Source organism: Arsenicibacter rosenii (assembly GCF_001870735.1).
In the GTDB taxonomy this organism is placed as follows: Bacteria; Bacteroidota; Bacteroidia; order Cytophagales; family Spirosomataceae; genus Arsenicibacter; species Arsenicibacter rosenii.
The window spans coordinates 775,308-789,205 of record NZ_MORL01000001.1 but is presented as its reverse complement, the minus strand read 5'-3'; the positions used below and the strand labels follow the sequence as shown (position 1 = coordinate 789,205).

At 52.0% G+C, this 13,898-nt stretch carries 11 protein-coding genes; 9 read left to right on the top strand and 2 right to left on the bottom strand.

Annotated elements, in window-relative coordinates; all coding sequences use genetic code 11:
• The first annotated feature begins 14 nt into the window (after nt 1-14).
• The 4 genes from BLX24_RS02965 to BLX24_RS02950 all read left to right on the top strand — a co-directional run bounded on the left by BLX24_RS02965 (nt 15) and on the right by BLX24_RS02950 (nt 7,344).
• A complete protein-coding gene (locus BLX24_RS02965; RefSeq protein WP_071501554.1) occupies nt 15-3,245 on the top strand; it encodes a SusC/RagA family TonB-linked outer membrane protein in 3,231 nt (1,076 codons plus the stop codon).
• A 105-nt stretch (nt 3,246-3,350) separates the two neighbouring features.
• Nucleotides 3,351-4,922: a RagB/SusD family nutrient uptake outer membrane protein gene (locus BLX24_RS02960; RefSeq protein ID WP_071501553.1), complete on the top strand. Its 1,572-nt coding sequence runs from the start codon at nt 3,351-3,353 to the stop codon at nt 4,920-4,922.
• A 27-nt stretch (nt 4,923-4,949) separates the two neighbouring features.
• Nucleotides 4,950-6,041 (top strand): IPT/TIG domain-containing protein, encoded by a 1,092-nt coding sequence (locus tag BLX24_RS02955; RefSeq protein ID WP_071501801.1) that lies wholly within the window; start codon nt 4,950-4,952, stop codon nt 6,039-6,041.
• 163 nt (nt 6,042-6,204) lie between these two features.
• Nucleotides 6,205-7,344 (top strand): glycoside hydrolase family 26 protein, encoded by a 1,140-nt coding sequence (locus BLX24_RS02950; protein WP_071501552.1) that lies wholly within the window; start codon nt 6,205-6,207, stop codon nt 7,342-7,344.
• A gap of 140 nt (nt 7,345-7,484) precedes the next feature.
• On the opposite strand, the gene BLX24_RS02945 is transcribed toward BLX24_RS02950, so the two are convergent.
• On the bottom strand, nt 7,485-8,513 hold the full coding sequence (locus BLX24_RS02945) for an alkaline phosphatase D family protein (protein WP_071501800.1): 1,029 nt from the start codon (nt 8,511-8,513) through the stop codon (nt 7,485-7,487).
• A 170-nt stretch (nt 8,514-8,683) separates the two neighbouring features.
• On the opposite strand from BLX24_RS02945, the gene BLX24_RS02940 reads away from it, so the two are divergent.
• The 5 genes from BLX24_RS02940 to BLX24_RS02920 all read left to right on the top strand — a co-directional run bounded on the left by BLX24_RS02940 (nt 8,684) and on the right by BLX24_RS02920 (nt 13,207).
• The gene (locus tag BLX24_RS02940) at nt 8,684-9,277 is read left to right on the top strand and encodes a TetR/AcrR family transcriptional regulator (protein WP_071501551.1); all 594 of its coding nucleotides are present in this window, start codon (nt 8,684-8,686) and stop codon (nt 9,275-9,277) included.
• 12 nt (nt 9,278-9,289) lie between these two features.
• Nucleotides 9,290-10,570, top strand: coding sequence for an MFS transporter (locus tag BLX24_RS02935; RefSeq protein WP_071501550.1), 1,281 nt, complete (start codon nt 9,290-9,292; stop codon nt 10,568-10,570).
• A 305-nt stretch (nt 10,571-10,875) separates the two neighbouring features.
• On the top strand, nt 10,876-11,322 hold the full coding sequence (locus tag BLX24_RS02930; protein WP_071501549.1) for a hypothetical protein: 447 nt from the start codon (nt 10,876-10,878) through the stop codon (nt 11,320-11,322).
• A gap of 454 nt (nt 11,323-11,776) precedes the next feature.
• Complete coding sequence (locus BLX24_RS02925; protein ID WP_071501799.1) at nt 11,777-12,856, top strand: fatty acid desaturase family protein; 1,080 nt, start codon at nt 11,777-11,779, stop codon at nt 12,854-12,856.
• Between the two features lie 144 nt (nt 12,857-13,000).
• A complete protein-coding gene (locus BLX24_RS02920; protein WP_071501798.1) occupies nt 13,001-13,207 on the top strand; it encodes a hypothetical protein in 207 nt (68 codons plus the stop codon).
• A 360-nt stretch (nt 13,208-13,567) separates the two neighbouring features.
• Here the strand turns inward: BLX24_RS02920 and BLX24_RS02915 are convergent, their stop codons facing one another.
• On the bottom strand, nt 13,568-13,759 hold the full coding sequence (locus BLX24_RS02915) for a cold-shock protein (RefSeq protein ID WP_071501548.1): 192 nt from the start codon (nt 13,757-13,759) through the stop codon (nt 13,568-13,570).
• Nucleotides 13,760-13,898 lie beyond the last annotated feature (139 nt).

Sequence of the window (13,898 nt, the reverse complement as noted above, 5' to 3'; positions counted from 1 at the left end):
TTTTCTTTTGTTGTATGATCAAACATATGCTTTCAGGGGTTTTCGTGATGAGTATCTGCATGGGTACGCAGGCGCAGGACCGCACCATGGCCAGAAAAGCGGTCGATAAAAACCGGCCTCTACTGGCTACGATTAAGGATGTCCGGGCGGCAACGGGGGCCGCATCAGACGTTAAAGCCATTGTCAAAGGGGTGGTTTCCGACGATAAGGGCAATAAGCTGCCCGGAGCGACGGTGTCGGTAAAAGGTACATCGGTCGGCACAACCTCAGACGCCGATGGCCGTTTTTCGATAAACATGCCGGCGGGATCAAGGGTCCTGGTGGTGTCGTTTATCGGCATGAAAACGCAGGAAATCGAAGTGGGTTCGCGCACCAGTGTCGATGTGGTGATGGTGATGGACGACCAGTCGCTGGATGAAGTCGTGGTCCGGATCGGTTACGGGACAACCAAACGCTCTGACGTAACCTCATCCATCACCAGCATCAAGGCAACGGAGCTGAAAGACATGCCGGCGGCCGGGATTGACCAGCTGTTGCAGGGAAAGGCGGCCGGGGTAACCGTCACCAGCAACGGCGGACAGCCGGGCGGTGGGGTTTCGGTAAAAGTGCGCGGGGTGACCTCAATCAACAGCAATGACCCGCTGTTCGTCATCGACGGCGTGCCGTTTGTCGGTGGTAATACCTCGTCGAGCAGCGGCTATGCCGGGCTGGGTGGCGGCGACGGACAGACGGGTAACAGCGTGATGGCCATGCTGAACCCGAATGATATTGAGTCGATTGACGTGCTGAAGGATGCATCGGCCCAGGCGATTTACGGGTCGCAGGCGGCTAATGGTGTGATCCTGATTACGACCAAAAAAGGCAAGGCCGGCGAAGGGAAAATCAACTACGAGATGTATACCGGGGTGTCAGAAGTGGCCCGCCGCCTCGACCTGATGAACCTGCGCGAATTTGCCCAATACCAGAATGAGGTGTTGCCGATCATCGGCAATCCGGTGGCCGATGAGTTCAAAAAGCCGGAATTGCTGGGCGAAGGGACCGACTGGCAGGAAGCCATGTTCCGTCGCGGAAAAGTGCAGAACCACCAGCTGAGCTTCTCGGGTGGCCGCGATAAAACAACCTATTACCTGTCGCTCAACTACTTCGACAACACGGGTATCCTGCTGGGTTCTGACTTTAAGCGGTATGCTACCCGGTTTAGCCTCGACAACCAGCTTAAGAGCTGGGCAAAGGTAGGGGTCAGTGCTAATGTGTCGCGGAGTATTCAGAATGTGTCGCTGGCCGATGCCGCCGAAGGAACCATCTGGTGGGGCGCGATTACCAGCCCGCTGATTCCGGTGAAAAACCTGGACGGAAGCTGGGGCGGCGGGCAGACCGTGGGCGGGGTGCAGTATAGCAACGCCAATCTCGTCGGAAACAGCCAGTACCGTGGCAATACCAAAACAACGAACAACATTTTCGGTAGCCTCTACGCCGAAATCCAGTTCACGAAAGACCTGACGCTGCGCAACGAAATTTCGTACTCCCTCGGTCAGGACAACAACGTGGCCTTTCAGAAAGCCGGGAACGTAGGAGGAACGTCGTTCCGCAGTAAGCTGATCGATTCACGCTCCGACAGTTATTACTACTCGATTACTAACTACCTGAACTACAATAAGTACTGGAAGAAACACGGCGTGCAGGCGACCTTAGGTCATCAGGCACAGGCATCGTACTACCAGGGCATTTCGGGTACGAAAGTGGATTTGCAGGCCAACATTTTTGACCTGAACACCGGTAGCTCCGACCAGACGACCTGGGGCCTGAGCGGCGGCAAAGGACAGTGGGCCATGGAGTCGTATTTTGCCCGTGCCAACTATACCTATGATGAGCGATACTCCCTGTCGGCGAGCTTCCGGACGGACGGTTCATCGAATTTCGGGCCAAACAACCGCTGGGGGTACTTCCCGGGGGTGTCGGCCGGCTGGACCGTTACAAACGAGAAGTTTGCCAAGGGAGCTATCTCCAATGTGCTGAGCCACATGAAAGTACGTGTCGGCTACGGGGCCGTAGGGAACCAGAACTTCCCGGGCGGTGCACCGAACCCGGCTTATGTGGGGGCCGTGCAGTTCTTCTCGGGGCCGGTTGGCTTCGGGTCGTCGAACATGATCAATGGCATTCCGAACCCGAACCTGAAGTGGGAATCCGTGAAAACAACGAACGCCGGTATTGATCTGGGCTTCCTGGGCGGCCGCATCGACGCGACCATCGACGTCTACAAAAAAGTAACGTCCGACATGATCATCTTCCTGACAGGGCCGAACCTGATCGGGGTAGGCGATCAGTGGGATGACCTGAAAGCGCCGCTGGGGAATGCCGGTCAGATGACCAACACGGGTATCGACCTGAGCCTGTCGACGGTGAACATCAAAAAAGGCGACTTTACCTGGAAAACCAACGGCGTGCTGACGCAGTTCACCAACAAGTACGAAAAGGCAGCAAGCGCGGCCTCGGCACTCGACGGCAAAGTATATTACAACAACTACCTCGTTACACACACCACCCCGGGCCGCCCGGTCGGATCATTCTGGGGGCTGGTAACCGACGGACTGTTCCGGACCCAGGAAGAGCTGGCCAAAGCGCCGTCTCAGTTCGGTTACAAAGTGAATCAGACCGAGACATGGCTGGGTGACATCCGCTACAAGGATATCAACGGCGACGGGAAAGTCGATGCCAATGACCTGACGTATATTGGCAGTCCGTTACCGAAATTTACCTGGGGTCTGACCAACTCACTGACGTACCGCGACATCGACTTCTCGATCTTCCTGCAGGGAAGCCACGGGGCGAAGGCGTTCAACTTCCTGCGCTGGCAGCTTGAAGGGCTGAACAATGCCTGGTCGAACCAGATGCGGACGGTTATGGACCGGTATACCGACACCAATACCGACGGAACACTGCCACGGTTTACGGTGACGAACAAAAACAACACGGCGATGTCGGACCGTTACGTGGAGGATGCCTCATACTGGCGCATTCAGAACATTACGCTGGGCTACCGCGTACCGCGCACGATTCTGAACCGGGTGAAGATGTCGAACCTGCGGATTTACGGGAGCATCCAGAACCTGAAAACGTTCACGCATTACTCGGGTTACGATCCGGAAATCGGCGCCTTCAACAACAGCATCAAGCTGATGAACGTCGACACCGGCCACTATCCAAACCCGCGGACCTTTACCATTGGTGCAAACGTGCAATTCTAAACCTGTTGAGTGATTGTGCGATTTAGCGAAGGAGCGAAACGCTGAAGAAGCAGCAAGGCAACGTCACTAAATCACTCAACCACTCAATCACTCAATTAAACAGACATGAAACGGAATTTCATATATGCCGCGTTGATGACACCAGTGATGCTGCTGTCGTCGTGCAAGGAAAGTTTTATTGACCGCCCGTCGCTGTCGGGCACAACAACCGGCAACTACTATAACAACGCCGATGAAGTACGGGGCGCAACCAGCACGCTCTACAGCGGACTGCCCTGGCGGAACTTCGAAAGCCGCGCCCAGGACGCCATCGGCGATGTGATGTCGGGTAATATGTTTACCTACACCGACGTCGAATACCTGAACTTTACCGTCTCGTCGGCGTCGGAGCGGATTGGGGCGGCATGGGGTGCGTTTTACAAAATCATCGGGTATGCAAACGTGATGATTAAAACGTTCGAAGAGAAAAAAGCGGCCGGCGGGGGCGCGAGCTACCTCGACCCAGCCATTGCCGAATGCCATTTTGTGCGCGGAATGGTGTATTTCTATATTGCCCGGACCTGGGGAGCGGCACCGATCATCACCGATCCGGGAGCAACGGCTTTGTCGGGGAACTTTAACATTCCGCGGTATCTGCAAAAAGACGTACTGCGGTTTGCACTCGAAGAGCTGAAGCTGGCGGAGGCCGGGCTGCCGGAGTCGGATGTGCCGGGCCGGTTGACGAAATATACCGCCAAAGGCATGATGGCCAAGCTGTATCTGTACCAGAAAGATTACGCCAATGCGAAAACCAAAGCGCAGGAAGTAATCAGCTCAGGGAAGTACATGCTCGTGGATGACTACTACGGTATGTTTACCAAAATGAGCATGAACAACAACGCCGAAACGCTCTTCTCGATTCAGCATCAGCTGGCGCAGGACCCGTGGGGAACCGGCAACATCAAAAATCCGGACCGCGGTGCCAGTAACCTGCGGACAGCCGAAGCCGATGCCTGGGAAATGTACGTGCCGTCGCTCGATCTGCTCAAGGAGTATGAATTCGGTGACCTGCGCCGCCGCTGGTCGGTGATGGAACACGGCTGGACAAACGCGGGCTGGAAACCACAGCGGGTGAATGCACCGAAATACAATGAGTTCATGGCCAACGGGTTTAAGTACGACACGCTGCAGCCGGCCGATGCGGGCGGAAACCTGAACGCTACCCGGTCGAATATTGCCAAGTACTTTGCCGGTCCGGGCAAAAGTTTTGGCGGCGAATCGGTGCTGGGGCAAAACTCGGGTAATAACGTGGTCCTGCTGCGCTATGCCGACATTTTGCTGATCTATGCCGAAGCCGTACTGGGCACAAATGCCTCGACCAATGAGGCAAGTGCGCTCGATGCCGTCAATAAGGTGCGGAAGCGGGCCGGTTTAGGACCAAAAACATCGTTTACGCTGGACGATATCCTGCACGAACGCCGCGTTGAGTTTGCTTTTGAAGGCGATTACTGGTACGATATTCAGCGTCAGGGGTTTGCAAAGGCAAAAGCGATGATTGCCAGACAAAACCGTGGCTCTGTGAATGCACCGAACTACATCACCAACTTCACAGAAGACAAGATGTATCTGCCTATTCCGGCCGGTGAAATCGTACAGGACCCTGAACTGGGAAAAGAACCGGTGCCTTACTACAAATAATCCCCTGATCCTTAACTACGTATGCAGATGACTTTCAAACGATTCAAACATATAGCAGTCCTGTCGGTGCTGACCTTGTCGGCAGGATGTATGGTGACCTCCTGTGTAAAGGATACCGACGGCCGGCCGCAAATCAGCCCCGGCAGTATGTCGCTGAACGCCATAGCGCCGGATTCAGCGGCGGGTGGAACCGTGGTTACCCTGACGGGGAGCGGTCTGGGCGATATCCGGTCGATTGTTTTTGAAAAACAGAGTATTCCGGCCGGGTTCCAGCCCACCCTGAATACAGATAATGCGCTGATTTTCCGGATTCCGACGGATGCGCTCGGTGGCCGCCAGAAAATTACGTTTACCAACGGCGCCGGTACGTCGGCCTCGGTAACGTTTAAGGTACTGGCCTATCCGACGGTGGCCAGCGTGTCGAATTACAACTTCACCAAAGGCACGCAGATTACGCTGACGGGTAACAACCTGGATGATGTGTCGGCAGTGGCCATTGCTGATTCGGTGAAAGGGATTTCGGATGCCGCCACGATTGTGTCGAAAACCAAAACCCAGCTGGTGGTGCAGATGCCGTCTACGACGCTGAACCGTGGTACGCTGAGCATTACCAACGGCACCGGCCGCATCCGGACGCGGCAGGAATTTGTGAACATCGACAAGGCCTACCCGATCTTTACGGACGCTTATGGCGCAGGGTATCAGGATGGCTCTTGGGGCGATGCCGGGGCCATTTCGACGAAGGAGTTCAAAACCGGTACCGCATCGGTAGGGAAGACCTACCAGAAGGGCAACTGGCACCTGATCGGTTTCGCCAACTGGTCGTCGCCGATCAGCTATTCAGCCGATTATACCTACATTACCGGCTGGATTAAAGGCGCTTCGGCCGATTACTCGCTCTACATCACGACCGATGCGGGCAAGGGTGGTTTCGGCGATTATATTGCGACCAATAAGGTAGACGTCAAAGCCGGTGTCTGGAATTACTTCAAGATCAAAATTTCGGACATGGATTTGTGGGTAACGGGCAAAAAGCTGACTCAGGTCGGTTTCCGGATTCAGGGGCCTGACAAACAGGACGAAACGTTCTACTTTGATGATATTATGCTGGTGAAATAACCGGTAGTCAGACAGTTAAAGAACACGAAGGAAACAGGCCAGGCAAGTTGTCTGGCTTGTTTTTTTGCCACAAAGACGTAGCACAACGTTTTAAACGTTTAAAACGTTGTGCCGCGTAGGTTTCTTTGTGGTTTAAAACAGCTTTGTAGGTAATTTTAACGTAATGAAACATACATTACTAATGGTCCTGCTGGGATGGCTGCCAATTGCAGAAAGCTGTGCAGGCCCGTCACTGATCGACAAAGACGCCACCAAAGAGACGGTGGCACTCTATAAAAACCTGCATAAATTATCCCGGAAACACACGCTGTTTGGTCACCAGCACGCCATGGAATATGGACACGGCTGGTTTGGCGATGCAGACCGGTCCGATGTTAAATCGGTGACTGGTTCTCATCCGGCCGTAATCGGCGTTGACTTCAGCGGGCTTTCCGGTCGTTCGGAGCGGGAGATCGGGGTGAATCTGGAGAAATTGCGGAAAACCATTGCGGACACCTATAACCGCGGCGGCATCACAACGGTGGCCTGGCACTTTACCAATCCGGTTACCCCGCAGACCGGATTTTACTGGAAAGACGGCGCATCTGCTCCCGCAGTCCGTAACCTGATTCCGGGAGGCAGCCAGCATGAGGTATATAAATCCATTCTGAAAACGGTGGCCAGGCTAGCCAACTCAACCCGCGGGGCCGACGGTAAACTGGTGCCCATGATCTTCCGGCCGTACCACGAGCAGGATGGTAACTGGTTCTGGTGGGGGAGGCCACACTGTACGGCAGAAGAGTTCACGGGTCTGTGGCGCTTTACGGTCGGTTATCTGCGCGACAGCCTGCACGTCCATAATTTTATCTACGCCTTTTCGCCGGACTGCCTGTTTACCACCGAACAGCAGTACCTCGAACGCTACCCCGGCGATGATTTCGTCGATATGGTCGGTATTGACGATTACGCTGATTTTGGCCGGAATGGCCGGTATAACCTGGAAGCAGGCGTGCAGAAACTCCGGATCGTCTCCGACTATGCCCGTAAAGCAGGCAAACTGGCCGCCTTTACCGAAACCGGTCTGGAATCTATTCCGGACGTAACCTGGTGGACGGAAAAGCTGTTGCCTGCCCTGCAGGCGGAGGGAGTCCGGATGGCGTATGTGCTGGTCTGGCGCAATGATACCCGCAGCCCGACGCACTTTTATGCCCCTTATCCCGGGCAAGCCAGCGAAGCCGATTTCAAACGGTTTTACGCGGATCCGTTTACCCTGTTCGAAGCAGACCTGCCGAAGGTTTACCGTCGCTCGTTTCTCGGCTTGTAAAGGGAGAACCACGAAGACGGGAAGAACCGAAGGAGCACGAAGGTTTCTTGTTTTAACAGAATAAAACCTTCGTGCCGCTTCACGCCTTCCTGTCTTTGTGGTAATACGTTTACTTCATGTCTTTGTGGTTACAGAGACTATTAAAAGACAATCTCGTGCGTCAGGTAGTTAGCGCGGTTGTCGCCCATGATGCTCACACTGGCCGTCAGCGGCTTTTTGGCCCAGTCGATGGTAATCAGCCCGAAGTTGAGTTTGACGACCATGTCTTTAACGCGGTGTGTGTTGGGTTCGTCGCGCGGAGCCGCCCAGGTGTGGGTCAGACCGCTGCTGGTGATGTCGTACAGGTCATAGCCCAGGCCCGGAATCTCCGTTTTTGAGATTTCACCGATATGCCGGTCACCGCTGATCAGCATGGCCCCCTTTGGCTTTGTTTTGCCCAACAGGTCCCACAGCCGCTTTTGGGCGGTCGGGAAATTACCCCACTTTTCATAGGGATGGTCGTCGGAGATAAACTGAATCCCGCAGCCAATGATGTGTACGTCGGCCGTTGAGTTGGTCAGCTGCTGCTCCAGCCACGTCCATTGGGCCTCACCCAGGATGTCGCCCGATGGGTCGGGTACGTTATTTTTCCCGCCGCTGTCTTTCTTTAGCGGATCGCGGAAATAGCGGCCATCCAGCAGAATTACCTTGACCTGTTTGCCTGTCGGGCCATACGTATGCACCGAGTAGCCGCCTGCCTGCTTCCGTAGCGGGTCATTGGCTGGTACATCCAGAAAGTCGAGCATGAGCTGCTGGCTTTCTACCCGTTTGGGGTATTCCTTCCCGCCGTCATTGACCCCGTAGTCGTGGTCGTCCCATACTCCGATGATGGGTGTCGACTGCCGGAGCAGCTGGTAGCCGGGCTCCGATTTTTGCCGGTTATATTTTGCCCGGAGCGTATCCATGTTCTGGCTGTCGCCGTAGATGTTGTCGCCCAGCCAGATCCACAGGTCCGGTTTGGTGGCAACCACGTCGTCCCAGAGGGGTTTCGGACGTTTTTGGTCACTACACGAACCAAAGGCAATGGTCGTCAGGGCTTTGGATGGTATCGTGGTTTGTTGCCGGGGCGTCTGGCAACCGGCCAGCAGACCCAGACCGGCAAGAGCAGCCAGCGGAAGCAGAGATTTCATCATGTCAGGGACAATCTATTAATACCTGCAAAAGTAATACGGCGGCTTATTTTAACGGTGCGCAGCCTGTTAAGCATTTATTGTCTGTGCATAGTGCGTTATTAAAAAGGAGTTAAAACGTCAGTTTATTATGGATAATAAAAGAACGTTCGTTTATTTTTGAATCAGATATGAGATTACGCGACGAAAATAAAGAGCTGGCCATCAGGGAAAAGGCGCTTGAAATGATTGTAAAGGAAGGGTTTGACGGGTTGAGTATGCAAAAGCTGGCAAAGGCCGCCGGTGTGTCGCCAGCCACGATTTACATTTATTTCAAAGACCGCGATGACCTGATCATGCAGATTTTTGAAACTGAAAACGCGCGCATGGCCGACATTACCCTCGACGGATTTGATCCGGAGATGCATTTTGAAGAAGGGCTCCGGATTCAGTGGATGAACCGCGCGAGGTATTGCCTGGAAAACCCCGAACGCATGCATTTTATGGAGCAGATCCGGTATTCTCCGTTTCACGAACGGCTGCAGGGGGCGTCGAAAAGTACGTTTATACATGCCATGCGTACGTGGGCTCAGCATGCAATTGCGCGCGGCGAGCTGGTGCCGTTACCGATGGAAGTATACTGGTCCGTTGCGTTTGCTCCTTTGTATCAGCTCGTCAAATTCCATATGTCCAGACAGGGACTGCCCGGCTCAAAAAAGTTTACGCTCGATGAGCCGATCATGAACCAGACCCTTGAATTAGTCATCAAAGCCTTGACGCCTTAACATCTATAGACAATGCAAGCACAACAACCGGTAAACAACAACCTGAGCCCCTACCAGAAGGGGATTATTGCCATTCTGGCATTTATTCAATTTACGGTCGTTCTCGACTTCATGGTACTCTCGCCGCTTGGTGCCCAGCTGCTGACCGAACTCAGCATCACAACGGCTCAGTTCGGGTGGGTAGTTTCCGGCTATGCCTTCAGTGCCGGGGTGTCGGGGCTCCTGACAGCTGGTTTCGCCGACCGTTTCGACCGGAAAAAGCTGCTCCTGTTCTTCTACAGCGGCTTTGTACTCGGGACATTGTTTTGCGGTCTGGCCCCGAACTTTGAAGCCCTGCTGGCGGCCCGCATCATCACCGGTCTGTTTGGCGGGGTCATTTCATCGATTGGGTTTGCGATTATCACCGACTTATTCGACTGGCAGATGCGGGGCCGCGTCATGGGCTTTGTACAGATGTCGTTTGCTGCCAGTCAGGTGCTGGGTATTCCGGTGGGCTTATTTCTGGCAAACAACTACGGCTGGCACTCGCCCTTCCGGATGATTGTGGCTGTCAGTATACTGGTGGGTTTGTTCATGGTTTGGTATATGAAACCGGTTACGGGACACCTCACCTTGCAGACCGACAATAATCCGTTCCGCCACCTGATGCACACCGTTTCGCAGCCGACCTACCTGCGGGGGTTTGCCGCTACGGTTCTGCTGGCCACCGGCGGGTTTATGCTGATGCCGTTCGGGAGTACCTATGCCATTCATAACCTGGGCGTAACGGCGGATCAGCTGCCGCTGATTTATACCATCACCGGCGTATTTTCAATTGGGCTCGGTCCCATAATGGGTCGGCTGAGTGATAAAACCGGCAAATTCAATCTCTTTACCTATGCCTCGATCTGGGGCATTGCCGTCACCATTATCTACTGTAATCTGGGACAAACCCCGCTATGGGGCATTATCGGCCTGAATGTCCTGCTGTTTGTGGGTATATCGGGGCGGATGATCTCGTCGCAGGCCATGATCTCAGCGGTGCCGGAGGCGAAAGACCGGGGGGCCTTTATGAGTGTCAATGCATCGATCCAACAGGTGGCAGGGGGCGTTGCTTCACTGGTCGCCGGGCTAATTGTGGTGCAGCGGCCCGACGGTTATTTAGAGCAATATCCGCTGCTGGGATACATCGTATCGGCAGCGACAATCATTACCATTTTTATGATGAGATGGATCAATAACCACATCAATAAAAAGCAGGCAGGGGCAAAGGCCGTACCGCCAGCGGTAGCCGCCGGCGATCAGGTGGCGTAAAAACAAAACAGGGCAGCTAAAAGCCGCCCGTTTTAGTTTCAAACTTAACAATCTTGCATAACAACAAGATGTACAAAATTAGACAAAAAGTTAATTTGGGTATACTTAGTTGATTGAAAAAGTATACTCTTTTCATAATTATTTTTGGAGGCGGTGGTACAACTTTAACCGGTATCGCCGCCTTTTTTTATTTTTTGCGTAAAAAAAAGCCCTGGTCTGTTACACTTTGAAAAAAAAGTTTGACAAAGCCTCAACGTTTCAGAACCCCCCCGCGTACTGACTAATGAATCAACCAACTGTTATGTATGCGCTGGCATCTTTATCTTTTCGGTCTGTGTCTGGCCTTTGTTATGGCCGCCTGTTCTAAAGACGATCCTGAACCTGACGCAGCGACGCAGGTAGCGGGCGAATACCCGATTTCATACTATCGGGCCGATTCGGCAGCCGTTACCCTGTATGAGTTTAACATGCCCTACACCGTAGGCACCACTACGTTATCGGGTTCAGTTACGGCCCGCCGCGATTCGGCCAATGTCCTGTTTCTGACCCAAACGATTAAAATCACCGGAGAAACCGATCAGATAAGTGCCCTGGGACAGGTGAAACTTCAGGCGGTCGGCAGCGGCTACGACATGTATTATGGTTCGCAGAAAGTCGGATCCATCGACGGAACCAATATTTCTATTGATGATCAGGCGGTCGATCCGTCGACGGGAATCACGTATCGTACCATTATCAACGGAAGAAAATAAACTGACGACATAACGAAAGCGGTGTGATGAGCAGTCAGAACGGCTCATGCCCCATACTGAAGAACTAGTAGATGAATGAGTTAACTAGATAGGTGGAAACGTAGGAAAAAGAGGGAACGTGTTTTCCCTCTTTTTTTTTGACCGGCTGATACTGTTTAGCTTATGATTTCAGGTAAAAAAACAATCAGGTGTTGTTGCCCGGGATAGGCGTAGAAACACAACTAATTTCCGTTATTTGCGTTGTCAAATAAAGATCAGCGCCATTTCAGCAAGTGCGTTGCCGGTCTGATAGAAAATAATAGCTTCAGTTTTTGGTCAGAACAGACAAAACTGACCTATCCAGCAAGCCAATTGGTGGCTCTTCACTGTTCCGGATCCCTGTCGAATCAGTTAGGTTAACGACGCGGGGCAATCTGTTTCTGTTGATCAATCAATTAGTTAATAAAACATGCCGATGGCAAAAAAACTTAAATTTACTCCGGCAGGAAACTCGCCTTTTTTCGTTACGTTACGCGAGCGGGTTGATGCCTATTTTACTGAGCAGGCGCTTTCTCCATATGCAAACCGATCAATGTGGGGGAAAGCCTGTTTTTTTTTAGGAGGTTACATCGGGCTCTATGCCCTGATCATATCAAATCAGTTTTCAACCCCGGCGATGCTTGGCATGAGTCTGTTGCTGGGTATTTTTGCCGCCTGTATCGGCTTTAATGTGTCGCACGATGCCGTCCACGGCGCGTTTTCATCCCGTCCGTGGGTAAACCGGCTGCTCGGAAATAGTTTTTATCTGCTTGGTGCCAGTCCGTACGTCTGGAAAATTACCCACAACGTGGTGCATCATACCTACACCAACATTCCCGGGCATGACGAAGATATTGAGGTAGCGCCGGGGCTGGTGCGGCTTAATCCGGATGATCCGAAATATCCCTGGCACCGCTACCAGCACATCTACACCATTCCCCTGTATGCTTTTGCGTCCCTGTCCTGGGTATTCCGGAAAGACTTTGTCAAATTCTTTAAAAGCAAAATCGGTCAGCATAAAAACGCCGTTCATTCGCGGGGCGAGTATGTAAACCTGTTTGTAGGTAAGACGCTGTATTACCTTGCCTTTCTGGTCGTTCCCTGCCTTGTGCTGGATCTGACGGTTTGGCAGGTGCTGGCTGGCTTTGTGCTGATGCATTTGACGGAAGGCCTCGTGTTAGGGCTCGTTTTTCAGTTAGCGCACGTGGTGGAAGGAACCGAATTTCCGATGCCGGACGATAGCGGCATGATGTCGGAATCATGGGCGATTCACCAGCTTCATACAACGGCTAACTTTGCGCCTGACAGCTCTCTGGCTGCATTTATCTGCGGTGGTCTGAACCGGCAGATTGAACATCATCTCTTTCCGAAAGTGTGTCATATTCACTACCCGGCCATTACGGTTATTGTCAAAGACACTGCCCGCGAATTTGGTTTGCCGTATCTGGAAAACCGGAGCTTTGCCTCGGCCCTGTACTCGCATTACCGCATGTTGCAGCATTTCGGGCAACAATAGGGGTTGGCCAGAAAATTTCCTTTTTTGCGGAAGGATATTTTGCTTAAAAAAAAGCGATTTGGCCGCAATTATGTTTATTAGATGGACGGTGATTCGTATGAAGAGTCCGGAAACAGTGCTATTACCAATTTTCACTCAAAAAGAATGGAAGAAAACACGTTGATACTTGTTTCCGGATACAACTCCGTTTCTCCTAAGCCGTCCAGGCGGGCCTATCTGAACCTCAGTGAAGAGCAGGCTCGTCAGCGGTTTCTCAGCATTTTTCCAAATTGCCGGGATATAAAAATTGTGGCTGTTCCGTTCACGGATGAGTTAATCATTCAGGCGAACGGCGACATTACGGCCCGTTAAGCGGCCACTTTATTTTACGGGAAGGCAGGCCGTATGCATATAGACTTAAAAAGTCTGCTTAACTTACAGGAATACAATAGGGCAAGGCAATCTTCACAATTTTAATGATGACAAAACATGCATAAGCAGCAAAGATTGCAAAATCAATTACAGGAACTCGCAATTCAGATTGTTCAATGGGCAGGCCTGAGCGAACGGATTTTCCGGCCGGTTATTATTCCGGTTCCGCCAAGGTGGACTAACCGGTAGGGCATATGCCCGTTTCATGCGTGACCGGGCATTGACTGAACAATATGCATAACAAAAAAGACATGCTTTTCAGCATGTCTTTTTTGTTACATCAATATATAGCAACGAGGCTTACAGCAGCTCTACATCGACCGCATTTACGCCTTTTTTTCCATCCACTACGTTGAACTTTACCTGATCATTTTCACGGATCTGATCAATCAGACCTGAGATATGAACAAAGATATCGGATTGGGAATCCTGGGAAGAAATAAACCCAAATCCTTTGAGTTCATTAAAAAATTTAACAGTTCCTGTTTGCATTCTTACTTTTTTTAAATTTAGTAAATCTACGTCTAATAAACGTAGTATCCTATTGATTTTCAAAGTATTTTGAAAAATATATATAAAACTTATCAGAAAAGCAGACTAATGAATTAGCGATGGGCAAATAATGTCCTTA

What these genes read in the sequence shown, in the direction of transcription:
- BLX24_RS02930 (WP_071501549.1), top strand. Translation starts at nt 10,876, where the DNA reads ATGCGCTGGCATCTTTATCTTTTCGGTCTGTGTCTGGCCTTTGTTATG.
- BLX24_RS02920 (WP_071501798.1), top strand. Translation starts at nt 13,001, where the DNA reads ATGGAAGAAAACACGTTGATACTTGTTTCCGGATACAACTCCGTTTCT.
- BLX24_RS02965 (WP_071501554.1), top strand. Translation starts at nt 15, where the DNA reads ATGATCAAACATATGCTTTCAGGGGTTTTCGTGATGAGTATCTGCATG.
- BLX24_RS02950 (WP_071501552.1), top strand. Translation starts at nt 6,205, where the DNA reads ATGAAACATACATTACTAATGGTCCTGCTGGGATGGCTGCCAATTGCA.
- BLX24_RS02925 (WP_071501799.1), top strand. Translation starts at nt 11,777, where the DNA reads ATGGCAAAAAAACTTAAATTTACTCCGGCAGGAAACTCGCCTTTTTTC.
- BLX24_RS02960 (WP_071501553.1), top strand. Translation starts at nt 3,351, where the DNA reads ATGAAACGGAATTTCATATATGCCGCGTTGATGACACCAGTGATGCTG.
- BLX24_RS02940 (WP_071501551.1), top strand. Translation starts at nt 8,684, where the DNA reads ATGAGATTACGCGACGAAAATAAAGAGCTGGCCATCAGGGAAAAGGCG.
- BLX24_RS02945 (WP_071501800.1), bottom strand. Translation starts at nt 8,513, where the DNA reads ATGAAATCTCTGCTTCCGCTGGCTGCTCTTGCCGGTCTGGGTCTGCTG.
- BLX24_RS02915 (WP_071501548.1), bottom strand. Translation starts at nt 13,759, where the DNA reads ATGCAAACAGGAACTGTTAAATTTTTTAATGAACTCAAAGGATTTGGG.
- BLX24_RS02935 (WP_071501550.1), top strand. Translation starts at nt 9,290, where the DNA reads ATGCAAGCACAACAACCGGTAAACAACAACCTGAGCCCCTACCAGAAG.
- BLX24_RS02955 (WP_071501801.1), top strand. Translation starts at nt 4,950, where the DNA reads ATGACTTTCAAACGATTCAAACATATAGCAGTCCTGTCGGTGCTGACC.